24 protein-coding genes, 1 tRNA gene and 1 pseudogene are annotated in these 23774 nt (G+C 62.3%); 13 read left to right on the top strand and 13 right to left on the bottom strand.

What is annotated here, in order from left to right:
* The first annotated feature begins 5 nt into the window (after positions 1–5).
* The 4 genes from NKJ15_RS16130 (at position 6) to NKJ15_RS16115 (ending at position 2805) form a co-directional block, all read left to right on the top strand.
* On the top strand, positions 6–533 hold the full coding sequence (locus tag NKJ15_RS16130; protein WP_352816195.1) for a DUF5996 family protein: 528 nt from the start codon (positions 6–8) through the stop codon (positions 531–533).
* A 523-nt stretch (positions 534–1056) separates the two neighbouring features.
* Positions 1057–1305 carry a helix-turn-helix transcriptional regulator gene (locus tag NKJ15_RS16125; RefSeq protein ID WP_352816193.1) on the top strand — a complete coding sequence of 83 codons (249 nt, stop codon included), beginning with the start codon at positions 1057–1059 and terminating at the stop codon, positions 1303–1305.
* Between the two features lie 64 nt (positions 1306–1369).
* Positions 1370–1615, top strand: a complete 246-nt coding sequence (locus NKJ15_RS16120) for a helix-turn-helix domain-containing protein (RefSeq protein ID WP_352541475.1) — start codon at positions 1370–1372, stop codon at positions 1613–1615.
* On the top strand, positions 1615–2805 hold the full coding sequence (locus tag NKJ15_RS16115) for a tyrosine-type recombinase/integrase (RefSeq protein WP_352816191.1): 1191 nt from the start codon (positions 1615–1617) through the stop codon (positions 2803–2805). Before NKJ15_RS16120 ends, NKJ15_RS16115 begins: the two co-directional genes overlap by 1 nt.
* A 118-nt stretch (positions 2806–2923) precedes the next feature.
* Here NKJ15_RS16115 and NKJ15_RS16110 read toward each other — a convergent pair.
* A tRNA-Ile gene (locus NKJ15_RS16110) sits at positions 2924–2999 on the bottom strand.
* Between the two features lie 184 nt (positions 3000–3183).
* Between NKJ15_RS16110 and NKJ15_RS16105 the strand changes: the two genes are divergently transcribed.
* Entirely contained in the window at positions 3184–3894 is a 711-nt protein-coding gene (locus NKJ15_RS16105; RefSeq protein WP_352472400.1) for an SIMPL domain-containing protein, read from the top strand.
* Positions 3895–4026: 132 nt separating this feature from the next.
* Here NKJ15_RS16105 and NKJ15_RS16100 read toward each other — a convergent pair whose 3' ends face one another.
* Both NKJ15_RS16100 and NKJ15_RS16095 read right to left on the bottom strand, forming a co-directional pair.
* Positions 4027–4386, bottom strand: a complete 360-nt coding sequence (locus NKJ15_RS16100) for a hypothetical protein (RefSeq protein ID WP_352637442.1) — start codon at positions 4384–4386, stop codon at positions 4027–4029.
* 225 nt (positions 4387–4611) lie between these two features.
* A complete protein-coding gene (locus NKJ15_RS16095) occupies positions 4612–5058 on the bottom strand; it encodes a YcgN family cysteine cluster protein (RefSeq protein WP_352816208.1) in 447 nt (148 codons plus the stop codon).
* A 236-nt stretch (positions 5059–5294) separates the two neighbouring features.
* Between NKJ15_RS16095 and NKJ15_RS32995 the strand changes: the two genes are divergently transcribed.
* Together NKJ15_RS32995 and NKJ15_RS16080 are read left to right on the top strand one after the other, a co-directional pair.
* Positions 5295–7460: an OmpA family protein gene (locus NKJ15_RS32995; protein WP_502906914.1), complete on the top strand. Its 2166-nt coding sequence runs from the start codon at positions 5295–5297 to the stop codon at positions 7458–7460.
* Positions 7461–7699: 239 nt separating this feature from the next.
* Complete coding sequence (locus NKJ15_RS16080) at positions 7700–8215, top strand: TIGR00645 family protein (protein ID WP_352450730.1); 516 nt, start codon at positions 7700–7702, stop codon at positions 8213–8215.
* A gap of 54 nt (positions 8216–8269) precedes the next feature.
* Here NKJ15_RS16080 and NKJ15_RS16075 read toward each other — a convergent pair whose 3' ends face one another.
* From NKJ15_RS16075 to NKJ15_RS16065, 3 genes are all read right to left on the bottom strand, one after another.
* Complete coding sequence (locus NKJ15_RS16075) at positions 8270–9136, bottom strand: SDR family oxidoreductase (protein WP_352473967.1); 867 nt, start codon at positions 9134–9136, stop codon at positions 8270–8272.
* Between the two features lie 114 nt (positions 9137–9250).
* A complete protein-coding gene (locus NKJ15_RS16070) occupies positions 9251–9886 on the bottom strand; it encodes a helix-turn-helix transcriptional regulator (protein ID WP_352473965.1) in 636 nt (211 codons plus the stop codon).
* 7 nt (positions 9887–9893) lie between these two features.
* On the bottom strand, positions 9894–10763 hold the full coding sequence (locus NKJ15_RS16065) for a S1C family serine protease (RefSeq protein WP_352491489.1): 870 nt from the start codon (positions 10761–10763) through the stop codon (positions 9894–9896).
* 169 nt (positions 10764–10932) lie between these two features.
* Here NKJ15_RS16065 and NKJ15_RS16060 point away from each other — a divergent pair, with 169 nt between their 5' ends.
* Positions 10933–11883 carry a S1C family serine protease gene (locus tag NKJ15_RS16060; protein ID WP_023678284.1) on the top strand — a complete coding sequence of 317 codons (951 nt, stop codon included), beginning with the start codon at positions 10933–10935 and terminating at the stop codon, positions 11881–11883.
* On the opposite strand, the gene NKJ15_RS16055 is transcribed toward NKJ15_RS16060, so the two are convergent.
* Positions 11880–12305, bottom strand: a complete 426-nt coding sequence (locus NKJ15_RS16055; RefSeq protein ID WP_352816185.1) for a VOC family protein — start codon at positions 12303–12305, stop codon at positions 11880–11882. The two genes, NKJ15_RS16060 and NKJ15_RS16055, sit on opposite strands and share 4 nt — an antisense overlap.
* A gap of 66 nt (positions 12306–12371) precedes the next feature.
* On the opposite strand from NKJ15_RS16055, the gene NKJ15_RS16050 reads away from it, so the two are divergent.
* Positions 12372–12998: a TetR/AcrR family transcriptional regulator gene (locus NKJ15_RS16050; protein WP_352816183.1), complete on the top strand. Its 627-nt coding sequence runs from the start codon at positions 12372–12374 to the stop codon at positions 12996–12998.
* Here NKJ15_RS16050 and NKJ15_RS16045 read toward each other — a convergent pair.
* Positions 12931–13887, bottom strand: a complete 957-nt coding sequence (locus NKJ15_RS16045; protein ID WP_352816181.1) for a LysR family transcriptional regulator — start codon at positions 13885–13887, stop codon at positions 12931–12933. The genes NKJ15_RS16050 and NKJ15_RS16045 overlap by 68 nt on opposite strands.
* A 111-nt stretch (positions 13888–13998) precedes the next feature.
* Here NKJ15_RS16045 and NKJ15_RS16040 point away from each other — a divergent pair, with 111 nt between their 5' ends.
* The 3 genes from NKJ15_RS16040 to NKJ15_RS16030 are packed head-to-tail and all read left to right on the top strand — an operon-like array spanning position 13999 to position 18732.
* Complete coding sequence (locus NKJ15_RS16040) at positions 13999–14643, top strand: FMN-dependent NADH-azoreductase (protein ID WP_352816179.1); 645 nt, start codon at positions 13999–14001, stop codon at positions 14641–14643.
* A gap of 34 nt (positions 14644–14677) precedes the next feature.
* The gene (locus NKJ15_RS16035) at positions 14678–16159 is read left to right on the top strand and encodes a 3' terminal RNA ribose 2'-O-methyltransferase Hen1 (protein ID WP_352816177.1); all 1482 of its coding nucleotides are present in this window, start codon (positions 14678–14680) and stop codon (positions 16157–16159) included.
* Positions 16156–18732: a polynucleotide kinase-phosphatase gene (locus NKJ15_RS16030; RefSeq protein ID WP_352816175.1), complete on the top strand. Its 2577-nt coding sequence runs from the start codon at positions 16156–16158 to the stop codon at positions 18730–18732. The genes NKJ15_RS16035 and NKJ15_RS16030 overlap by 4 nt, the downstream gene beginning before the upstream one ends.
* 8 nt (positions 18733–18740) lie before the next feature.
* Here the strand turns inward: NKJ15_RS16030 and NKJ15_RS16025 are convergent, their stop codons facing one another.
* Positions 18741–19031, bottom strand: a complete 291-nt coding sequence (locus tag NKJ15_RS16025) for an HlyU family transcriptional regulator (RefSeq protein ID WP_023678291.1) — start codon at positions 19029–19031, stop codon at positions 18741–18743.
* Positions 19032–19143: 112 nt separating this feature from the next.
* On the bottom strand, positions 19144–19827 hold the full coding sequence (locus NKJ15_RS16020; protein WP_352491496.1) for a PadR family transcriptional regulator: 684 nt from the start codon (positions 19825–19827) through the stop codon (positions 19144–19146).
* A gap of 270 nt (positions 19828–20097) precedes the next feature.
* Between NKJ15_RS16020 and NKJ15_RS16015 the strand changes: the two are divergent.
* A pseudogene (locus tag NKJ15_RS16015) lies at positions 20098–20355 on the top strand (DUF2798 domain-containing protein).
* Between the two features lie 63 nt (positions 20356–20418).
* Here NKJ15_RS16015 and NKJ15_RS16010 read toward each other — a convergent pair.
* The 3 genes from NKJ15_RS16010 to rpoD all read right to left on the bottom strand — a co-directional run bounded on the left by NKJ15_RS16010 (position 20419) and on the right by rpoD (position 23532).
* On the bottom strand, positions 20419–20799 hold the full coding sequence (locus NKJ15_RS16010) for a thiol-disulfide oxidoreductase DCC family protein (protein ID WP_352542055.1): 381 nt from the start codon (positions 20797–20799) through the stop codon (positions 20419–20421).
* A gap of 210 nt (positions 20800–21009) precedes the next feature.
* Positions 21010–21303, bottom strand: coding sequence for a GYD domain-containing protein (locus NKJ15_RS16005; protein WP_292658752.1), 294 nt, complete (start codon positions 21301–21303; stop codon positions 21010–21012).
* A gap of 207 nt (positions 21304–21510) precedes the next feature.
* Positions 21511–23532, bottom strand: a complete 2022-nt coding sequence (rpoD, locus tag NKJ15_RS16000; protein WP_023678297.1) for an RNA polymerase sigma factor RpoD — start codon at positions 23530–23532, stop codon at positions 21511–21513.
* Positions 23533–23774 lie beyond the last annotated feature (242 nt).

Below are 23774 nucleotides of genomic sequence, written 5' to 3'. Positions count from 1 at the left end.
GTTGCATGATGGCGTCTTTGAAGGTTTTTGACCAGCAGAGAGTTGTCAACTCTGTCATGGGGCCACAAGTTGTGACTTCCGGTCGTACTGCGCAGGTCAGCTTCGCGCTAGAAAAACGGATCGGAGCGCCGAAGAGTCCGCATCGCGCGTCCGCGCACCAAGAGGGCTGCGACGGGTCCGTGCGAAGGAGACGCGTCAGAGGAGCAGCGGTTTCGGACAGGCTTAGGAATAGAAGGCCGGAAAGTCGACCGCTCCACCGCCCTACCAAAAGGCTTCGCGGCGGCGAAGATCTTTGCCGACGCCGCCCACTACGACTTGGAGAATACCTGCTGCCTTATGCGATCCGCAGAGTTACCGATCCGGAAGCAAGCCTCATAGTCTTCTTGGAGAGCACATATCGCGCCGCCGCAGACCTCGCGGACTGGGATTCAGCCGGTCTCGAATGTGCATTCGGGCAACCTCTGCGACCACGGGCTCCGCAAGTGCTCTGTCGCGCCGACGTTCGCAACGGCAAGTCCGTCCTACGACCCTGAAAACATCATCGGCTGCGCTTCAGCGGTACTGCATTTGGTACTGCATCGCCAACTTAAATCCCATTAAGCTTTGATTTTTATTATCTTTTCCGGATCAGTCCGTCCAGTCCATCATCGTCCCGACTCGCAATTTCGAGTTCGTGGTTGCTCGATCTCGATTTGTTGTCAGGCCGCTTGCCGACGATAGCAAAAGAACGCCTCCTCGATAGGGGGTCTTGCGATGTAGCGGTCTAGCGACTCGGCCCCCCACATTTGCAGCGGAATATTCTGTGAGTATCATTTGTCCGATTTACACGTCGCTGTTCGCTTTTGCCGAACGAACTATTGAGGCAGCTTCCGCACAAAGCCACATCCTATTATGGCAGGATGATCTCGCCCTGTTGGGATGATATGGATATGCGGATCTGGTTGCACTCATGGCAACATAGCCCTGTTTCTTTGCCACGAAGCTGCCGAAGCAACTGCCTATTTTGGCTTCGCGCGGCTGCGGCTTTTGCGCGCCGATATCTCCGAGGCAGCGTCTATGAAGAGTGACGCGATTTCCTATCCGCCGAGAGGACTCTCTCGCGACGAAGCCGCACGCTACGTCGGTGTCGGATCGACGCTTTTTGAAGAGATGGTTGCTGATGGGCGCATGCCGAGACCTAAACACATCAACAGTCGGGCCGTCTGGGACCGTGTAGCGCTCGACATCGCGTTCACCTCGTTACCCGACAAAAACAACGGTCTGCAACAGCTTTTGGAGCGGAGCAAAAAGGAAGCAAGGAGATAGAATAGGCAGCTTGCGCATACGCTGCTGGCGTAATAAAGTCGCGGGCTCGTACGGAACACGCGACGTGAACGATCGTGAAAAGCTTGCGCAAGAAGTTAAAATTTGGCGCGCCAAGGCAGGATTCACGGCCGAAGCCGCAGCCAAGGTGCTTGGGATACCCAAGCGCACATTTGAAGGCATTGAGCAAGGCAGGGGCTTCCCTTACCCGTTGCTCCTTCGGGTCGCCATGGAGAGCAAAGGCCCTTCGCCTCCGGCGACGATCGAGGTGCCCCGGCGCTTGGAACAGCAGAAGGCTGGAAGGAGGGCTTAATGGGCCGGCCATTCAAGGATGACAAATATCCCGGAGTCTCGTCGCGCCTAAAAGGCGGTAAACTCGTCTATCGTTACCGCGGCAAGGGAAAGCCCGAAATTCGGCTTCCAGGCCGGCCGGGTGATCCAGAGTTCGAAGCCGCCTATGGACGGGCAACTCAAGGCCAGAGTCAGAAGGCCGTGATCATCGACTTGCCTGGACGGGCGTTGCCAAAGACTTTCGGTCATGCTGCCCGCCGACTTGAAACGACGATGGAATGGCTGGACTTCGACCAAGCGACCCAGCAGAAGAATGCTCGGCTTATTGAACGCTTCCTTGAGATGAAGGTCGATCCCGCCTATCCGCTGACCTGGCGCGACACGCCGATCGAGCATCTTGATGCCGACCGTCTGCGTGCGATTATCGAAGGCGTCTTTGGCACCAGACGGACAGTCGCAAAGCACCTGCTGGTAGCGATCAAAAAGCTCCTTTGGGTGGCGATTGACGTTGAGAAGTGGATCAAGCCGCAGGACGATCCTTCGCTGTCAATTCGCGTTCGCATTCCCAAATCGACGGCCAATCCCGGGTGGCCGATGGCCATTCGTGAAAAGTTCGAGGCGCGCCATGCGGTCGGCTCGGCGGCGCGCACCTGCTATGCCCTCGGCTTCTGGCTCGGGAATAGACGCGGCGATATCGCCACACTGGAATGGGAAGATCTGGTCAGCGAGGAAATCGAACTGTTCGATGGCTCGCTGGTTTTGATCGAGGCCTTCGAGTTCCGGCAGAAAAAGAACCGAAACCGCCACGGCGGCAGGGAAGTGTTTATCCCCGTCGTGGACAAGCTGGCGCAGGCTCTGGAGCCGCTGGACCGTTCGAAAGGTGGACCGGTATTGAGGAATGGCTATGGGCGTCCGTTTGCGGAAAAAAGCCTCACCGGCATGATGGCACATTGGAACAAGCAGGCCGGCATTCCGGAGGGCTACACCCTGCACGGGCTCCGGCGTACCTTCGGCACGTATCTCGCCGAATGCAACATCCAGGCACGCGCCATTATGGAAGCGATGGGACATTCCTCCATGACGGTGACGGACGCGTACGTACGGGAAGCCAACAAGAAGCGGATGGCCGTCGATATCGCCCGCGCGATCAACGAGCGGGAGGCGAAACGCGACGCCATAAAGCATCGGACACCGCTTCGCGTCATCAAGTGAATGGTTTCAATTCGGACCGGTGCAGGGCGGCTTATCGGCCGCCCTTTTTTGTTGGGCCCATAATCGGCCCAAAACGTTTTGGGCCGAGGCCACTTTTTCGCACTAAAATCAAAGGTCTTGGTGGGCCCGGAGGGACTCGAACCCCCAACCAAGCGGTTATGAGCCGCCGGCTCTAACCATTGAGCTACAGGCCCCACGGCGCTGGATTAGTGTTTTTCCCTGAACCGCACAAGGCTTTCCGAGGGCTTTCCGAGCAGGCGTTCCAAGGGGGCTGGCAGAGATCGCCCAAATCAGCCCATATTGATAACCTATTGCACGTCGCCCATTGGACGCCGGCCAACACTCGGCTGTCTTGGGATCCCAGATCGAGGAGATTTCATGACCAGACGTATTTTGCCCCTGGCGATTGCCGCCGCAATCGCATTTCCGGCGATCGCGGCCGCCGCCGATTCGCCACCGCCGCCGCGTATCGTCGTCACCGGTGAAGGCGAGGCGGCGATAGCACCCGATCTGGCTCTGCTGACGCTCAGCGTCATGCGCGAAGCCAAGACGGCACGTGCAGCGCTCGATGCCAATAACGACGCCATGGCCGCGGTGATCGCTGCCATGAAATCGTCCGGCATCAAGGAGCGCGACCTGCAAACCGCGGGCATCCAGATCAATCCGCGCTATAACTACACCAACAAGCCCGACGGCAGCCAGGAGGCCGAGCTTGTCGCCTACCAAGTGACCAACACGCTTTCGGTGCGCGTCCGCGACATCGACAAGACCGGCGACATTCTCGACAAGGCGGTGTCGCTCGGCGTCAACCAGGGCGGCGGCATCTCCTTCTCCAACGACGATCCGGCGGCAGCCGTCACCGAGGCACGCAAGAAGGCCGTCGCCAATGCCATGGCCAAGGCCAAGACGCTGGCCGAAGCGGCCGGCGTCGGCATCGGCCGGGTCCTGGAAATCACCGACCAGAATTTCGCACCACCGCCGATGCCGATCAACGCCAAGGCATTCGATGCCGCCGGCGCGTCGGTCCCGGTGCAAGCCGGCGAGAATTCCTATACCGCACAGGTGACGGTGACTTTCGAATTGAAATGACCATCGCTTGCAGAATGAAAAACCCCGGAGGATCGATCCTCCGGGGTTTTTTTGAGCCGCGCTTTCCGTCCTGGCGGAAAGGGCTCCGCTACTCTACCGGCTGCAAGTCAGCCTGCCGCAAGCCCGAAGACCTTAGCGATAGATGATCGGACAGCCGCGCTCGTTGGCGAATACGATTACGACGCGGTCGCCATACTGGCGGCCGGCGACCTTGACCGTGCGGCGGTTGATGTCGATGATGCGGGCGCGGTGCAGGCCCATGCGTTCGGCCTTGTCAATGGCACGCTCCGGCGAACAGGACCGGCGCCAGCCGCCATGACGGCGGTGTTCGCGATAGTAACCATCATCTTCGTCGCCGGTATAGACGCCGACGCGCGGATCCTGGTTGTTGCCGAAGCCGAGATAGATGCTGTCAGCATGAGCGGGGATGGCAGCAAGCGTGCCAAGGCCGACAAGTGCCGAAAGAGCAACCGTCTTGATGGTATTGAACATTGTCTTCTCTCCTTGTTTGAGGGTTTCCACCCGTTTTCGTCAAACCTATGCGAGGAGAATGCACCCGCCTGTCTGAATTTTTTGCGAACCAGCCATTCATCCCCCGTTCATGCGGCAAGAATGGGCCAGCCGTCAGTCTGTCCGTTTCTGGAACCGTTCTATGCAGGGCAGATGGGGAACGTACCCTTTTGCCATGGTTCCCGGTCTTCGTTACCGCAGGAAATCCTAAGGCTCGTCCGCGAGCATATGGTCGAAATACTCGTCCGGCTCGGCAAGGTCGGTCTCGCTGGCGCTGACCCGGCCGCGCATCGAGATGCCGGCCTCGTGCACGGTCTCGTCGCTTCCCGACACCAGCCTGTGCCACCAATAGAGATCGCGGCCCTCGGCCACCAGCCGGTAAGCGCAGGTCTTGGGCAGCCAGCTGATGGTGCGCACGTTCTGCGGCGTCAGCCCGACGCAATCCGGAACACGCGCCAGCCGGTTGGCATAGTCGGAGCAGCGGCAGCTTCCAGCATCGAACAGCCGGCAGCCGACGCTGGTCCAGTAGATCTCTCCGGTGTCCTCGTCTTCGAGTTTGGACAGGCAGCACTTGCCACAACCGTCGCAGAGTGATTCCCACTCGGCCGGGGTCATCGCCTCGAGCGTCTTGGTCTTCCAGAACGGCTTTTCCATCGTCGGCATGTGGCCCCCGGACGCTTCAAGGTCAAGCACGGCAACCGTGCACCCTCGTCCGAACGATACGCCGGGACCATACGCCAGGACCATACGCCAGGACCATACGAATGACATGAAGTCGCCTTCAAAACGCCGGTCAATCGCCCTGTGCCACAGCTAGAACCTACAAACAGGAACCAAACATGGTTGCTGAAAGTTTGGGCATGGATGGGACGCCACAAGGAGTGTTTATGATGAAACGCCAACCACGGATTCTGGCAGGCACGGCGCTTGGCCTGTTGATGGCGTCCGCGCCGCTAGGCGCGTTCCCGCTGCAAGGCGACGCCGCATTCGGCCCCGTGCAACGTACCGCAGCGCCGCTCATCCCAGTGCAATCGAGTTGCGCCGAGGGCGAGTCGGCGGAGGCCTGCGCGCAAAGCCAGCAGGCAGAGCAGCCCAGAAAGAAGAAGCGCGACCAGCAGCAGCAAACGGAATCCGCTCCGGCCGAGCAGGCGGCTCCAGCCGAGTCCGAGCAACCCCGCAAGAAGCGGCGCAATCAGCAGCAGCAAACAGAATCCGCTCCGGCCGAGCAGATCGCTCCAGCCGAGTCCGAGCAACCCCGCAAGAAGCGGCGCAATCAGCAGCAGCAAACAGAATCCGCTCCGGCCGAGCAGATCGCTCCAGCCGAGTCCGAGCAACCCCGCAAGAAGCGGCGCAATCAGCAGCAGCAAACAGAATCCGCTCCGGCCGAGCAGATCGCTCCGGCCGAGACCGAGCAACCCCGCAAGAAGCGGCGCAATCGGCAGCAGATCGAAGCGGCCCCATCGGAACAACCGGCCGAGCAGGCAGCGCCGGCAAACGACAACCAGCCCAACGTCAACCCGCGCAAGAAGAAGCAAAAACAGAACCAGCAGATCGAGGCTGCCCCGGCAGAACAGGCTCCGACTGTCGAGCCCGGACAAAAGCCGGGCAAGCGCAAGAAGCCTGCTGAATTGACCGGACCCGCCACGGAGGCGGAAGGCCAGCCGGCGCCGACCAATAAGGAAGCGACCCCACAGGCCCAACCGGCTCCGATCGAGCAGCAGGCCGCTCCCGTCCAGGGCGAACAGCCCCAGGACAAGATCAAGAAACGTGGCAAGAGGCCTGTCGGCGAACAGCCGGTGACAGGAGAGCAACAGCCCTCGACCGGCGAACAGCCTTCGACTGGCCAGGCCGCGCCGGTCCAGGGTGAAAATCCGGTCCAGGGTGAAGCCCAGGCCAATCCGAACGAGGCACCTGTTCTGGACAGCCAGAAGGATGTCTTGCGCAAGCGCAAGGGTGGCAAGGAGCGCGGCCAAAATGCCGGTAAGCAGCAGGGCAACCAGCCCGCCCAGCAGGGCGAGAACCAGGTGGAAGCCCCGAAGCCGGCTCCGGTCGATCAGGGGCCGCCACCCACCGACGACCGGGCAGCCCAGCGGGAGATCAAGCCTGAAAAGATCGTTCCGGTGACCGAGGAAAAAGGCAAGCGCGTCGAGCGTGCGCCGGACGTCGAGGATGTTCGTCGTCGTCCGCGCCCCCAGGGTGCCAACGTCGTCAGGGAATTCGGCGACCGCGTTATCCTGCAGTTCAACAACCAGACGTTCGTCGAAAGCAGTGATGCACCGCGCATGCACCGCGGCGCCAGGAATGTCTATTACGAGGACCTGTCGGGCGATCGCACCCGGGAAATCGTTGAGCGTGACAATGGTGTCCGGATCGTCACCATCCGCAACCGCTACGGCGACGTCATCCAGCGTTCACGCTTCGCGCCCGACGGCCGCGAATATGTGCTGAGCTATGTCGACGAGCGGAACTATGACGACGATGCAGACTGGCGCGACCCGGGCGACGACCTGCCGCCGATGCGCCTTACCATCCCGCAAGAGGAATACATTCTGGATTCCGAAGAGGTCGAGGATCCGGACGACTACTACACCTTCCTCGAACGGCCGCCGGTCGAGAGGGTCCAGCGCCTCTATTCGATCGACGAGGTCAAGCGCTCGGCCCGCGTGCGCGACATCGCCCGCCGCATCGACCTCGACACGCTCAACTTCGAATTCGGTTCGGCCTCGATTTCCGACACCGAGGTCCAGAAGCTGGAGGGTGTTGCCAACGCCATGGACAAGCTGCTGAAGAAAAACCCGGCCGAGAGCTTCCTGATCGAGGGCCATACCGACGCTGTCGGCACACCGGAAGCGAACCTTGCTCTGTCCGACCGCCGCGCCGAGGCGGTCGCCGAAGCCTTGACCAACGCCTTCGGCATCCCGCCGGAGAACCTGACGACGCAGGGCTATGGCGAGGAGTATCTCAAGGTCAACACGTCGGGACCCAACCGCGAGAACCGCCGCGTCGCCATCCGCCGGATTACCCCCCTGGTAGCGCCTGTGGCCAGCGCCCAATAAACCGCAATGTGAACCGCGCGATTTGATCAACCATTGAATCGCGCGGTCATCAATCTTGAAACGCGCGGTTACCCATCCCAGATTCTGGAAAGGGCGTTCCCTGCCCTGTCCCGACTCCAGCGGGACACACGAGCCCCGCCGGTTCCCCTCCCCGGCGGGGTTTCGTTTTTTTGAAACCTTGCAAACCGCCGCAGCCTGCCCGAAATACGGCACTCCGACAACGGAGCCCGAATCGCCGCATGAAGCGCCTCGAACTCGCCATCGAATCGATCATTCTCGCCTCGCGCTGGCTGCTGGTCGCCTTCTATCTCGGACTGGGTGCGGCACTTGCCATCTATGCCGTGTCCTTCGGCAACAAGCTGTTCGAGTTCGTCTCCGTTGCCTTCACGCTCGATGACACCGACACCATCCTGAAAATACTCGGCCTCATCGATGCCGCGCTGGTCGCCTCACTGGTGGTGATGGTGATCATCTCGGGTTACGAAAACTTCGTCAGCCGCTTCGATGAAAATGACGGCAAGGTGCATTGGCTGGGCACGATCGATGTCGGCTCGCTGAAGGTCAAGGTCGCCTCGACAATCGTAGCGATCTCCTCGATCCACCTCTTGCAGGTGTTCCTGAACTCGGTCTCCTACACGACCGACCAGCTGATGTGGCTGACCATCATTCATCTGGCCTTCGTTCTGTCGGCACTGATGCTTGCCTATATCGACCGGCTGATGGGTCTTGGCAAAGCCAAGAAAGCCGAAGACTGAGCACACGTCTGTGCCGGTCTTTAAGAGATATGCCTGTCAGCTAGATACTTTCCGTCAGTAGATACCTTTGATTTTGGTATCCGTCCGGCCGAACACCTCGTCCGGCACAAAAAAGTCGCCGGCGAGCGGGCCTGTCGCACCCGGCGCATAGGCCGAGAAATCGCTGACGCCCTCAGCGCGCAGCACTTCTTCGTCAATGTAGAAATTGCCGGTCGCCTCACGCGACGGCCTGACCAGGATGGCGTATGCCGCATCGGCCATGATGTCGGGCGAACGGCTCATCGCCGCCACCGTCGCCCCGCCCAGGAGGTTACGCACCGCCGCCGTGTCGATGGTCGAGATCGGCCATAGCGAATTGACCGCAATGCCGTCCCTGGCGAACTCGGCGCTCATGCCCAGCGTGCACATCGACATGCCGAACTTTGCCATCGTGTAGGCGACATGGTTCTTGAACCACTTGGCCTTCATGTCGAGCGGCGGCGCCAGATTCAAGATGTGAGGATTTTCCGCCAACCTCAAGTGCGGAATGCACATTTTGGAGACGAGAAAAGTGCCGCGCGTGTTGATCTGGTGCATCAGATCGTAGCGCTTCATATCGGTCTCCAACGTGCCGGTGAGCTGGATGGCACTGGCGTTGTTGACGCAGATATCGACGCCGCCGAACCGCTCCACGGTCTTGGCGACCGCCTCGGCGACCTGTTCTTCATCCCGAATGTCGCACAGCGCCGGCAGCGCCTTGCCGCCGGCCTGCTCGATCTCGTGCGCCGCCGTGTAGATCGTCCCGGGCAGCTTCGGATGCGGCTCGGCGGTCTTGGCCGCGATCGTCACATTGGCGCCATCGCGCGCGGCGCGCAGCGCAATCGCCAGCCCGATGCCGCGCGACCCGCCGGAGATGAAAAGCGTCTTTCCCTTGAGCGACATCCTTGCGCCTTCCTGCAACATGAAAGACACGATCCTTGCGCGGCTGAGAACCGCCGCGCAAGGCCCAACACACCGCATGCGGGTTACGCTGCGTCGGCCTTGAGACAATCTGAACTAGACCAGCACCAGGCCCTGCCGCATGGCGATGGCAATCGCGTCGGTGCGGTTGGCGGCACCGAGCTTCGTCAGGATCGCAGCGACGTGGAACTTCGCCGTGTGCACGGAGATGTTCAGCCGTCGCGCGATGACCTTGTTGGGCGCGCCCTCGGCCAGCAGCGCCAGCACCTCGCCTTCCCGCGGCGAAAGCGTCGGCCGGACGATATGCTCGTCAGTCGGTTCCTCTTCGAACCGGTCGCTGCCATGGAAGGTCAAATCGTGATGCAGATCGGATAGAGCATGACTGTCACGCGAAATCCGGTAGCCCGCAGCCGCGAGCCGCGCGGCGGCGGCGATCAGCAACTCGTCCGCTTGCACGGGCAGCACGGCAAACACTGTATCGGCCGGCCGTTCGCGGGCCGCTCGCGACGATAGCAGCACGCGAGGCATAGCCGCGTCGACGAGCCCGCCTTGTAGCCCATGATCATCGACGATGGCGACATCCGCCGCCTCACGCCCGTCGACTTCGCCGGCCAGAACCGGCCGCAGATCATCGGTCGCGGCGAGAATGGCGGACAGACTTCGCGTGCGCTCGGCGTCACCGAGCGCGATCAGCACCGTCAGCCGTCTGCCAGCGACCTCACCGCTTACCATCTATCCCTCAGCTCAGTGGCTTTTCACCGATGGTCAGGGAAACCTCACGATTCTCGCCGCCGCGCACCACGCCGAGTGTCACCAAGGCACCGGCGCTGTCCGGCCCGAGCTTGCGGATCAGCTCGCGCGGGCCATGCACCGTCTCTGCGTTCCACGACACGATGATGTCGCCGAGACTGAGACCGGCTGATTTCGCCGGCCCGTTATCGTCGAGACTCATCACCATGGCGCCCTGTGTATCACCATTGCGGACCGGATGCAGGCCGGCGCCAAGATAGCCGCGCGCCACATGACCCTTCTCGCGCAGCGTCGTGACTGCCCGCTCGATCGTTTCGTAAGGCATGACCAGCGCCCGCCGGCGTGGCCCGAACAGCAGCATGCCGATCAGTCCGCCCTTGGCGTCGAGCACAGGGCCACCCTCGAAACGGCCGCCGGCATTGACGGCAAGGTTGATGCGCCGGTCGATCGTGCCACCGCGCATTGAACGCCAGGCCGGGCCGACCTCGCCGACCGTGCCGAAGGTAGCGAGCGAGGTGCCGTCGCTATTGCCCGCCACGACCACCAGGTTGCCCGGCCGCACCGCATCCGCCTTTACCAGTGACGGGGCGGCCGGCGCGCCGGCCGGTTTCAAAACGGCCGTGCCGGTGGACGGGTCGCGGCCGACCAGTTCCGCCTTGACGGCTTCGCCCGAAGAAAACGTCAGCTCGATCTCCTCGCCGGCCTCGACCGCCTCCTCGGCAGTGACGAAATAGCCGTCCCGCCAGTGGAAAGCAGTTGACGTCCGGTGGTGCGTCGCGAAGCTGGCCGTCGCTGGTGCCGCGGCTGCCGCGATGTCGGCAATGGCGTCGGAAAACGTGCTCAGATTGAAATCGCTCATGATTTGTCTCCTGGGTTCTTCGTGACCCAGATATCGCCCGGCAGGGCGTTGGCGGATACTCGCCTGACGGCTAGTTGGGCATTTGACTGGCCATCTGGTCAGGTCGCGGCCGGTCCGGCCGCTCCGCACATATAGGCATTGTTCACATTGTTCCAAACGGAGCCCTCGGATGGCCCTGCCCGCCCAGCAATTGCAATATGACGATGCCCTTCTCGATGCCTATTCGGCGACGGTCGCCGATGCCGTCGACCGCATCGGGCCCGCCGTCTGCCGCATCGAGCGCATCGGTGGCCCGGGTGGCCATGGCTCCGGCTTCGTCATCGCGCAGGACGGGCTGGTCGTCACCAACTTCCACGTCGTCGGCGATGCGCGCAGCGTACGCGTGTCAATGCCGGACGGCGCCTCCAGGGAAGGCCGCGTGCTCGGCCGCGATCCCGACACCGACATTGCGCTGGTGCGCGCCGACGGCAACTTTGCCGATGTTGCGCCGCTTGGCGATTCCAAGCGTTTGAGGCGCGGCCAGATTGCAATTGCCATCGGCAATCCGCTCGGCTTCGAATGGACCGTCACCACTGGCGTCGTCTCGGCACTCGGCCGCTCGATGCGTGCCTCCACCGGCCGGCTGATCGACGACGTCATCCAGACCGACGCCGCGCTCAACCCCGGCAATTCTGGCGGACCGCTGGTGTCCTCGGCTGGCGAGGTGATCGGCGTTAACACCGCGATGATCCACGGCGCGCAAGGCATCGCCTTCGCGGTTGCCTCCAACACCGCCAATTTCGTCATCTCGGAAATCATCCGCTTCGGCCGTGTGCGCCGTGCCTTCATCGGCGTTTCCGCCGACACCACCAACCTGCCGCGCCGCGCAGCCCTTTTGTCGCAAGTATCGAGCAGCACGGCGGTGCGCCTGCGCACCGTCGAAAAGAACAGCCCGGCGGCCAAAGCCGGCCTCAGGGAAGGCGACATTATTGCCGCCATCGACGGCCGCCCGGTCACCGGCGTCGACGATCTGGTGCGCATGCTCGACGCCGAGCGAATCGGCCGCGAGACACTGTGCACGGTGGTGCGCCGCTCCGGCATTACTCAGGTCACCGTGATGCCGTTGGCGCGGGCTAGTTAGCGCGCCGCAGCACCCTGCGCATATTGCGCCATAAATTCTGGGCTCGGCGGGATCGGCCTGATCACGTCGATCAGCACGCCGTTGGGATCCCTGGTGATGAAATGGCGCTGGCCGAAGGGTTCGTCGCGTAGCGTTCGCAGGATCGGCAGGCCAGCGGCGGTGATCCGCTTATAGATGGCATCCGGATCCCTGACCTCGAAATTGATCAGCAGGCCAGATGTGCGGCCCCGCCCTTCCTCCGGGATCGTCTCATGATCGCCCTGGACGATGCCGAGGTTGGCGCGACGGTCTTCGGCCGAGCGCAGATGCGCGTACCAGTCGGCCTCAAACAGCGGCTTGAAGCCGAAATGCGCAACATAAAAGGCTGCCGTGCCGGCAACGTCGCTCGTCATCAGCACCGGATAATAGCTCGTCGTCCTCATCTTTCCTTCTCCCGGCAAATAACATACAGTCTGCAGGTAAATGGAATTAACATACAGGCTGCATGTATGCAACAAGGATCCGCTCGCCGCTCCAACCGTGATCGCACTGCGGCGACACGCACCGAGCTCATCGCCGCGGCTCGCAAACTGTTCACCGAAAAGTCCTATGCCCAGACCGGCACACCCGAGATCGTCGTCGCTGCCGGCGTCACGCGCGGTGCGCTCTATCATCACTTTGCCGACAAGCAGGCGTTGTTTGCCGCTGTGGTCGAACAGGAGGCGCAAGCCGTCTCGGAAGAGATCGAACGCGCGTCGCCGCCTTCGCTATTTGCCCGCGATGCGCTGATTGCCGGCTCGGATGCCTATCTGGCTGCCATGCGTGCCCCCGGCCGCACGCGGCTCTTGCTGCTTGACGGCCCGGCCGTGCTCGGCCGCGCCGCCATGGATGCGATCGACAATCGCCATGGTAACCGTTCGCTGCGCGAAGGCCTTGTTGCTGCGATGCGCTCGCACTCCATGACGAGACTGCCTGTGGAAGCACTGACCGCGTTGCTCGCAGCCGCCTTCGACCGCGCAGCGCTCGCAATCGAAACTGGAGCATCGATCGAGGACTACCGCGCCGTTCTCATGGCGCTGATCGACGGCCTGTCTCCGGCTTCTCCTCAGGTATCTCACCCGGTTCGAACTCGTTGAAACAGCCTAGCTGGCGCTTGAACTGGTCGATCAGCCAGGCGGCCGCCGGTTTCGGGCTGCGATCGGCGCGGTGCATGGCATAGAGCGGCGAGCGGACTTCGCTGTAAGGCTCGAGATCGAGTTCGACGAGCCGGCCGGTCGCCAGATCATCGGCGATCAGCCATCGCGGCAGCCCGCCCCAGCCCAGCCCCTCGCGCATCAGCACGTGCTTGGTGCGCACATCCGTCAGCCGCCAGGTGCGGTAGGCGAAGACGCCATAGTCACGCCCGCGCGTACGCTCGGACTGGTCCGAGACGACCAGTTGGATGTGTTCGCGGACATCCTCTAGCGCCACTGGTCTCGGCAGCAGCGCCAGCGGGTGATCAGGCGCTGCGGCTGGCACCAGGGAGAAGAAGCCGATGCGAAGCAGATTCACGTCCGTCTCACCCAGAAGCCCCCCGATGCCGAGATCGGCCTGTCCGCCGACAACATGATCGAGGATAAGGCCAAGCGAGCCGATATGCAGACGCAGCGTCACGGCCGGGAACTGCGCCTCGAATGCCTTTAGCACCCGAACCAGCACCGGCGACGGTAGCGTCACGTCGACCGACAGCGTAACTTCCGCCTCCAATCCCTGCCGGTATCCGTCGACACGCGAGCGGATGCGTTGCAGCACGCCGACCATTCGCCGCGCATCTTCCAGCGTCGCCTTGCCGACATCGGTCAGTTGCGGTTCACGCGTGCCCTCGCGCTCGAACAGCTTCAGCCCAAGCTGCGCTTCGAGGTTGGCGATGGCGTAGCTGATCACCGATTGCGCGCGATTCAATTTGCGCCCGGCGGCCGAGAAGCTGCCGGTCTCGGCCACCGCAACCAGGATCTGCAGTTGGTCAAGCGTCGGGTTCGGTTGCATCGTTCAATCCACATTTTAGATGGATAATATACAAAATATACCAGTTTTTCAAATGGGTCCGCGCACACATATCTGCCGGGAGATTTTAATCGAACCCTGGAGACCCCATTAATGTCCATCCTTCTTGTCATATCGAGCCCGCGCGGCGCTGCCTCGCACTCGACCCGAATTGCTACTGAATTCGCTGAAAAGCTTGTTGCCGCCGATCCGTCGAACACGCTTGTCGTGCGCGACCTCGTCGCCAATCCGTTGCCGCACATCGATGCCGATTATGCGACCGGCATCTACACGCCGGCCGAAGCGCGCACCTCACGCCAGGCTGAAGTCGTTGGCGTTTCCGATGTTGTTCTGGATGAACTGTTCGCGGCCGATACGGTGATTCTCGCCACCGGCTTCATCAACTTCAACATCTCTTCGACGCTGAAGTCCTGGGTCGATCACATTGCCCGTTCCGGCAAGAGCTTCGCCTATGGCGAGAACGGCCCAAGGGGCCTAGTCACCGGCAAGAAGGTCTACATCGTGCTGGCTTCGGGCGGCATCTATTCCGAAGGTGCGGCCGTGCAGTTCGATCACGCCATTCCCTACCTGCGCAGCGTGCTTGGCTTCCTCGGCATGACCGATGTCGAGGTCATCCGCATCGAAGGAGTCGGCATGGGCGCCGATGCGGTGGCAGCAGCGCTGGCCAAGGCCTCGACCAAGGTCGACGCCATTGTGGCCGCGACCGGTAATGCCGAGCGCGTCGCCACCGCGGCGTAAAAGCGTCAGCATCGTCTGAGTTGTACAAGGGCAGGTGCCCGGCGCCTGCCCTTGTTATCGTTGGCGACAACCTATTGTGGTGGGTCACACAACCGCCATTGGTTATTCCGCTTGTCTGCGCTATCGGTCGCGGATGTTCCTTTCCGTTGCCACAACGCACCGTCCGGCCACCGATCTCGGCTTCTTGCTGCACAAGCATCCGGATCGCCTGCACGAGACCGACCTGTCTTTCGGCAAGGCGTGGCTGTTCTATCCCGAGGCAACCGAAGAGCGTTGCGAGGCTGCACTCCTGCTCGACGTCGACCCGGTGGGACTGGTGCGAGGCAAGGGCCAGTCAGAAGGCTTGCTAGACCAATTTGTGAACGACCGGCCTTACGCTGCATCATCCTTCCTGTCGGTGGCGCTGAACAAAATGCTGCGGACGGCGATGACCGGTATATCGAAGGAGCGCCAGGAACTAGCCGACAGCGAACTGCCGCTGGAAGCCGTGGTCACGCCACTGCCAACGCGCGGCGATGAGGTTCTGGTTCGAAGTTTGTTCGAACCCTTGGGCTGGACAGTCGATCTGACGCCAATCGAAGGAATCGGGGGTGCTGCGGGCGAGCCCCGATACGGCCATCTGAAGCTGACCGGCACGGGCCGGCTCAGCGCCTTGTTGAACCACCTCTATGTGCTGATCCCGGTGATGGACGATGCCAAGCATTACTGGGTCGGCGAAGCAGAGATCGACAAGCTGCTGTCCAAAGGCGAAGGCTGGCTGGAAAACCATCCGGCCAAAGACCTGATCGTGCGCCGCTATCTGGGCAATCGCCGGGCTTTGGCCCGCATCGCCCTGGAGCGGCTGGCTCCCGAGACGGCTGGCGAGGCACAACCTGCCGAGCCGCGCGTTACGCCCGAGGAAGCGCTGGAGACGCCTATCCGGCTCAACGATCTGCGCATGGACGCAGTTGTCCACGCCATTCGGGCGACGCGAGGAACCACGGTTGCGGACCTGGGATGCGGTGAAGGCAAGCTGCTCGACAGGCTGGTGCGCGAGCGATGGATTCACAAGCTGTTCGGTCTGGATCCGGCGGCGCGCGAACTGGAATGGGCCGCAAAGCGTCTCAAGCTGAACGAATTAGGCGGGCCGCCCGAGGGCCGGGTCACGCTGCTGCATGGATCGCTGACCTACCGCGACAGCCGTTGGGCCGCAGCCGACGTCGCCGTTCTGGTCGAGGTCATCGAGCATCTCGACGAGGACAGGCTGCCCCTGGTCGAACGCATCGTTTTCGGTGAGACGGCGCCCAAATCCGTCATCGTGACCACTCCGAATGCGGACTACAACGCTCTGTTTCCAAGACTGGTCCCTGGCGCATTTCGCCATCCCGATCACCGTTTCGAATGGAGCCGGGCTCAGTTCCAAGCCTGGACGGCCAAAATCGGCGAGATCTATGGCTATGCAGCCACCTTCAGCGGTATCGGAGCCGAGGACCCGACCCTCGGCGCCCCCACACAGATGGCGGTGTTCACCCGATGAGAGAACCTGATAAGACCAACCTCACCATTCCTGACTTCGCCCTCGTCGTGCTGATCGGCTCGACCGGATCGGGCAAGTCGACTTTCGCCACCAAGCATTTCCTGACGACCGAGATTATCTCCTCGGACCAGTGCCGGGCGCTGATCTCCGACGACGAAACCGACCAGGACGTCTCTGCGGATGCCTTCGATCTGGTTCGCGAAATAGCCGGCAAGCGGCTCAAACACCGCAGGCTGGCCGTCATCGATGCCACCAATGTGCGAGCCGCCGACCGCAAGCCCTGGATTGAGCTGGCGCGCAAGTGGCACGCTTTGCCCGTCGCCGTGGTCCTCGATCCAGGCGTCGAGGTGTGCGTCGCACGCAATGCAGTGCGAGCCGACCGGCAGTTCGGCGCCGGGGTCGCCCAGCGCATGACAACCGAGGTCCGCAAGGGTCTTGGCGGCCTCCAACGCGAGGGCTTCCGCCAAGTCTGGAAGCTTACCAGCGAGGCCAGCATCGACGCGGCCGAGGTGTCGCGACAGCCGCTGTGGACCGATAAGCGCGACGACCATGGCCCGTTTGATATCATTGGCGACATCCACGGCTGTTCGGATGAGCTTCATATCCTGCTCGCTCGACTGGGCTACAGCGTCGCCTGGTCTGAGCATCAGGGCGACCGAATGGTCACCGTGGTTCCACCAGAGGGCCGCAAGATCGTCTTTGTCGGCGACCTCGTCGATCGCGGCCCCAACTCGCCCGACGTGCTGCGCATTGCCATGAGCATGGTCGCGGCTGGAACGGCTTACTGTGTCCAGGGCAACCATGAACGCAAACTCAGCCGCTGGCTAGAAGGCCGCAAGGTCACTGTCGCTCACGGCCTCCAGCAGACTCTTGATCAGCTAAATGCACAGGACCGAGGCCTGCGCGAGGTGCTGCCGGCCTTTCTCGACGGCCTGCGCAGCCATGTCTGGCTCGATCGCGGAGGCCTCGCCGTCGCCCATGCCGGCCTCAAGGAAGGGATGATCGGACGCGGTTCCGGCGCTGTGCGCGAGTTCGCTCTGTACGGCGAGACCACAGGCGAGACCGACGAATTCGGGCTGCCCGTCCGTGCCGACTGGGCTGCGGCCTATCGTGGCAAGACGGCCATTATCTATGGACATACGCCCACGCTATCGGCCGAATGGGTCAACAACACCCTGTGCATCGACACCGGATGCGTATTCGGCGGCAAGCTGACGGCCTTGCGCTGGCCGGAACGCGAACTGGTCGAGGTGCCGGCAATCGAGACCTGGTCGGAGCCGATACGTCCGCTGGGCGGGTCCGGTCCCGGTAAATCGGCACAGGCCGACGCCGACGGCGTGCTCGATTATCAGGATGTCTCCGGTCGCCGTTGGATCGAGACCGGACTGAGGGGCCGGATTGTCGTGGCCGAGGAGAACGCGTCGGCAGCACTGGAGGTGATGAGCCGCTTCGCGCTCTCGCCGCAATGGCTGATCTATCTGCCGCCGACCATGTCGCCGTCCGAGACCAGCAGCCAGGACGGCTGGCTGGAACGTCCGGAGGATGCCTTCGCTTACTTCCGCGAGCGCGGCGTTGCGCAGATCGTGTGCGAGGAGAAGCACATGGGTTCGCGGGCAGTGATCGCGCTCTGCCGGAACGCGCAGGCGGCACGCAGCCGCTTCGGGGTCCCTGGCGACGAAACCGGCGCAATCTGGACCCGCACCGGACGCTCCTTTTTCAATGACAGTGCCATGACGGAGGACCTGCTCGCCCGTCTTCGCACCGAGGTCGACGCGGCGGATCTGTGGAAGGAATTGAACAGCGACTGGCTGCTGCTGGACGCCGAGATAATGCCTTGGTCGGCCAAGGCCGGCAGTCTGATCGAAAGCCAGTATGCGCCTGTGGCGATATCCTCTGCCGCCGGTTTCAAGGCCAGCAACGAGGCGCTGGCCCGTGCGATGGCGCGCGGCGTCGATGCAGCCGGCCTGAACGCACGCCTTGAAGACCGGGCCGTCCGCGCAGCCAAATACGCCACCGCCTGGGCGCCCTACGTATGGCCAGTTTCGGGCGTCGAGGACCTTAAGGCCGCGCCTTTCCACCTGCTGGCCAGCGAGGGACGTGTTTGGTTTGACCAGGACCATGTCTGGCACATGTCGCTCGCGGACCGTCTGGCTGCCCGTGGCGGCGTGGTCACGCCGACTCGATGGCGTATGGTTGACCTCGCCGACGGCAGCGCGTGTGCCGAGGCCGTCGCCTGGTGGGAAGCACTGACCGGCTCAGGCGGCGAAGGCATGGTGGTCAAACCACGCGACTTCGTCAGCCGTAGCGAGAAGGGGCTCATCCAGCCGGCGCTGAAGGTCCGCGGCCCGGAATATTTGCGCATCATCTATGGTCCCGAATATGATGCACCCGACAATCTCATCCGCCTCCGAGAACGCGGCCTGGCCGGCAAGCGCAGCCTGGCGTTCCGGGAGTTCGCGCTTGGCCACGAAGCGCTAACGCGATTTGTCGCCAAGCAGCCGCTACGCCGGGTTCACGAGTGTGTCTTCGCCGTGCTGGCGTTGGAAAGCGAGCCAATCGACCCAAGGCTGTAGTAGCCGATCTATCCGAAGATCTTTTCGCCCTGCTCGTCGACCAGCTGGATGCCCTTTTTGATCGAGATGTCGACGGCATCATCAAGCCCGGCAAAGCGGTCGGCGCGGATGAATTTGTGCTCCTTCATCACGCCGTCGATCTCTTTCGAAACCACGCCGCAGGTCTGGTACTGGCCCTCCGCCTTGTAGGGCGTGGCGCTGATCAAAAATCCCTTGTGCTCGATCTGCTTTGCCGGCGCCGCTGTCTTTGGCTCGGCGGCTTCGTTGCCTCCGCCGAAAAGACGCTTCAGAAAAGACATGGGGTATCCTCCAACGGCAATCATCCTGCACCACATAGCGCGACGCAGGATGATTTTCAGTACCGGTCCTTGGCTGGACCGGCAAGGGCCGCCTGCGGCTTGCCGTTAGAGGTCAGTCGCGCGTCAGTGCTTCCAGGGCTTCCGCGGCAGCTTCCAATATGCTGATTGCCTCGGCCTGCTTTGCTTCAGGCGCATCGACGATCTCGCCGAGCGCGGCGCGTAGCCGGTGGCGCACGGCGCGAAACTCGTCGCGCTTTTCCGAGCGGCCGCGGCCGCGCCGGCCACCGTCGCCGTCATCGTTCCAGCCGAACCAGTCGCGCGCCTTGGCCATCTTGCGGCCGAAGCGCTCGAGATGTTCGAGCACGTGGTCGATCATCTCGCGATTTTCGTTGAGGTGCGCCTGCCCAGCCTCGGTGATTGAAAACACCTTCTTGTTGCCTTCCGCCGCAGAAACGGCGTAGCCGGCCTCCTCCAGGAAGGTCAGCGTCGGATAGACCACGCCGGGGCTCGGGCTGTAGACGCCGCTGGTGCGCTCCTCCAGCGCCTTGATGATGTCGTAGCCGTGCCGCGGCGCCTCGGCCAGCAGTGACAGCGTGATCAGCTTGAGATCGCCGTCGGCCAGCATGCGGCCGGCGCGGAACATGTCGCCCGGCCCGCCGCGTCCGCCGCCTCTCATGCCATGCCCGAACGGGCCAAAGCCGCCGCCACGTCCGCCGAACTTGCCGGCCATATGCATGAAGACGCGCTCGGCGCGTTCGCCGAAACGATGATGGCTGAAATGATTGTCTTTGTGCATTGTCTGCTCCTTGAGTTATGTCTTACGATATATCTCAACTAAGTGCCCGCCACGGCCGAGTCAAGATATATCTTACGATGTATCTGAAAATGGCACCAGCAGGATTGATTTCGCCAGCGAGGGCAGCTAGACGGTGCATGAGGGCCGAAGGCCGCTCCGTAAGCGTCTGACGTGAAGCAACGCATCCACCCCGGTCGTTCCGGGCAGTTACGCCGACAATACCGGCGAATGGGTGCAAGGCGACGAACCGGATGCTTCAGGGAAATCCAAATGACCATGAAAACCCCGCGCAGCAGGCTGCCTGCGCGCTATGCCGCCGTGCTCGGCCCGCTGGTGCTGTCGTTGCTGACGACGTTCATCGTGTCGTTCATCTCGACACTGAAAAGCCTTGGCTTCCAGCCCGACATGCTGGCCACTTGGCTGACGGCTTGAGGCCTGTCCTGGCTGGTGGCCTTTCCGACGCTGCTGCTGGTGCTGCCGGCGGTGCGCCGCATCGTTGGCTGGCTTTGCGAGCCCGTGGCTCGATAGCAGGGCACGCGAAAGGCCCGGAAACAATCTCCGGACCTTTCGGTGCGGAGCGCATAATACCCGTTACCAGCGGCCTTTGCGCCGGTTCCAGGCATAGAGCAGATCGGCAAAGCGATCATAGCCATAGCGCGTCAACGGCAGTGCGCCGGGATTGCCGAACAGTGTTGCGAGCCAGGCTTCGCCGGGCGTCGTGCGCCATACAGCAATGGCAACATCGGCGCCGACCAGCAATTTGCCGTCGGCGTCGATCGCATGCAGCCGGCGCCGGATGTCCTCCAGGCCGATGCCGTACCCGGCCAGCGCCGCCGGTTCGGCATTGATGTCGCGAAATTCGATCCGCCCGGCCTTGACCGCCTCGATCAGCCGCCGCTTCTGCCGGCTGATGCCGGCATCGCAGACCGGACAGCGCGTATTGTACCAGACAGTCAGCAGAGGCTTGGCCATGTTTCGAAACGGCACCAGAGGACACGCACGGATTATCCGAGAAATGCCGTTGCGCCGCAACGTGACACGATACCGGCGGAATGGCCGGCTTCGCTGATCCAGGTCGCCCAAAGGGTACGCAGCGGTTTTACGATAACGACATGCATAAAAAGAAGAGTTTAAAGCGCGTCGCAAGGGCCGTTCAGCGCGACGCGCTTCAGGCGCCGCGGCTCAGCCGAGCGAGGTGATGATCTCGCGATAGGCATCCTCGGGGAAAGCCTTGAGTGTCCGCGTCCTGACGTTTCCGCCTGTCGCCAGCATCAGCGAGAAACGAGCCAGGACAGCATCGTCGGGCGCTTCGAGCACGGCCACCATGTCGCAATCCCCCATGGTGAGATAGAATGCCTTAAAGGACCCGCCCATGTCTCCCAGCAGCTTCTTGGCGGCATCGAGCCGCTTCGGCGATTCGCGCACATTTTTGGCGCCTTGCTCCGTCCAGTTGATCAGCACGATGTAAGTTGTCATGGCACACCTCCCTCCGGTGCCACGGAGCACGGCGTCAAACCGCCGGGGCGGGCATCCGGGTTTGTCGCCCAGAGAATGCGTCCGTCGCGGAATTATCCTCTCGTAGGGCACGACCCGCAAGAGCGGCGCGTCCAATCGTGATCGCCTGTGTCCAAACGGAAAAGGGCGCCACCGGCGCCCTTTAAACTGCTTGTCCGTCACCCGGCCTCAGCTGTCGAGGAAGCTTCTGAGCTTGCGCGACCGGCTCGGGTGCTTGAGCTTGCGCAGCGCCTTGGCTTCGATCTGGCGGATGCGCTCGCGGGTGACTGAGAACTGCTGGCCGACCTCTTCAAGCGTGTGGTCGGTGTTCATGCCGATACCGAAGCGCATTCTGAGCACGCGCTCTTCGCGCGGCGTCAGCGAGGCCAGCACGCGCGTCGTCGTCTCGCGCAGATTGGCCTGGATCGCCGCGTCGATCGGCAGGATCGCCATCTTGTCCTCGATGAAGTCGCCAAGATGCGAATCCTCCTCGTCGCCGACCGGCGTTTCGAGCGAGATCGGCTCCTTGGCGATCTTCAGAACCTTGCGCACTTTTTCCAGCGGCATGGCGAGCTTTTCCGCCAGTTCTTCCGGCGTCGGCTCGCGGCCGATCTCATGCAGCATCTGGCGCGAGGTGCGCACGATCTTGTTGATCGTTTCGATCATGTGCACCGGAATGCGGATGGTGCGCGCCTGGTCGGCGATCGAACGGGTGATCGCCTGCCGGATCCACCACGTCGCGTAGGTCGAGAACTTGTAGCCGCGGCGGTATTCGAATTTGTCGACCGCCTTCATCAGGCCGATATTGCCTTCCTGGATCAGGTCGAGGAACTGCAGGCCGCGATTGGTATATTTCTTGGCGATGGAGATGACGAGGCGCAGATTGGCCTCGACCATTTCCTTCTTGGCGATCGCGGCTTCGCGCTCGCCCTTCTGCACCTGGTTGACGATCTTGCGGAATTCCTGGATCGAAATCGCCGTCTCGGTGGCGAGGTTCTGGATCTCGGCGCGCAGGTCGCGGATGGCGTCCTTCTCGTTCTTGGTGAATTCCTTCCAGCCGCGCGAGGTCAGATTGCCGATCGAGCGCGTCCAGTTGGGATCGAGCTCCGAGCCCTGATATTCCTTGAGGAACTCCTCGCGACGCACGCCATAGCTTTCGGCCAGCCTGAGCAGCTTGCCTTCGTTCTGCACCAGGCGCTTGTTGATGTCGTAGAGCTGTTCGACCAGCGCCTCGATGCGCGCCGTGTTCAAGGACAGCGACTTCACCGCCTTGATCAGCTGGTCCTTCAATTCCTTCAGCCGGCGGTCCTGGCTGGGCGACAGCGTGCCAGCGGCAGCCAGCCGGTTCTCGACCTGCTGGTCCTGCAGCTTGCGCAGTTTCTTGTAGGTGTCGGCAATGACGTCGAGCGTCTCCATCACCTGCGGGCGCAGTTCCGCTTCCATGGCCGCCAGCGACAGGCTCGCCTCGTCATCGTCTTCCTCGTCGTCGTCCACCAGGCCACGCGTGTCGCCGCCGACATTGGTAATGTCGTCCTCGTCCTCGCGCGAACGGCGCGACTTTTCCTCGGTCTTGGCTTCCTCGATACGCTCGACAACCGGCGCCTGCTTGGCCTCCGGCCCGGCATAGGTCGCCTCGAGGTCGATGATCTCGCGCAGCAGGATCTTCGATTCGTTGAGCTCGTCACGCCAGATGATGATGGCCTGGAAAGTCAGCGGGCTTTCACAGAGGCCCGCGATCATCGTCTCGCGGCCGGCCTCGATGCGCTTGGCGATCGCGATTTCGCCCTCGCGCGACAGAAGCTCGACTGAGCCCATCTCGCGCAGATACATGCGGACCGGATCGTCGGTGCGGTCGGTCGGCTCTTTCTTGGTCGTGGTGGCGGCGACGGCGGTGCCGGTCTGCTCGGCCAGCTCGTTGGCGTCTTCCTCGGCGTCAGCGGCGGTATCGGCGGCTTCGGGCTCCTCGCCCTGCTCGTCGTCCTCGACCACGTTGATGCCCATGTCGGAAAGCATGGCCATCGTGTCCTCGATCTGCTCGGAGGTCACTTCCTCCGAGGGCAGCACCGAATTCAGCTCGTCCATGGTGACATAACCGCGTTTCTTGGCGGCCTTGATCATCTTCTTGACAGCATCGTCGGAAAGGTCGAGCAGAGGGCCATCGGTCGCGGCCTCGCGTTCGGTCTCGACTTCTTCCTTTTCTTTTGTCGCCATAGTCTTTATTTTCTCCAAGCGGCTGAGTATCAAAGCCGCGTAAGCTGCCGGTCCGGTCAAATTGGATGCGCTCTTTCCAGAACGCGCTTTACCGGGCCAGTAACTGCATCTCTCGTTAAGTCCAGATTAACCCTGATATCTGTGGCAAGCTGACTGCCTGTCCAGTGATCAGTACCTTACATCGCTGCATTCCCGTCGATGCCGGGGCGGGTTAACGTTTCGAATCGACCTGATTCCGCCAT

Origin of the sequence: Mesorhizobium sp. M0207, from assembly GCF_040321995.1 — a bacterium.
Taxonomy (GTDB): Bacteria; Pseudomonadota; Alphaproteobacteria; order Rhizobiales; family Rhizobiaceae; genus Mesorhizobium.
The sequence above is the reverse complement of the archived record's forward strand: the minus strand, read 5'-3'. Positions and strand labels throughout refer to the sequence as shown.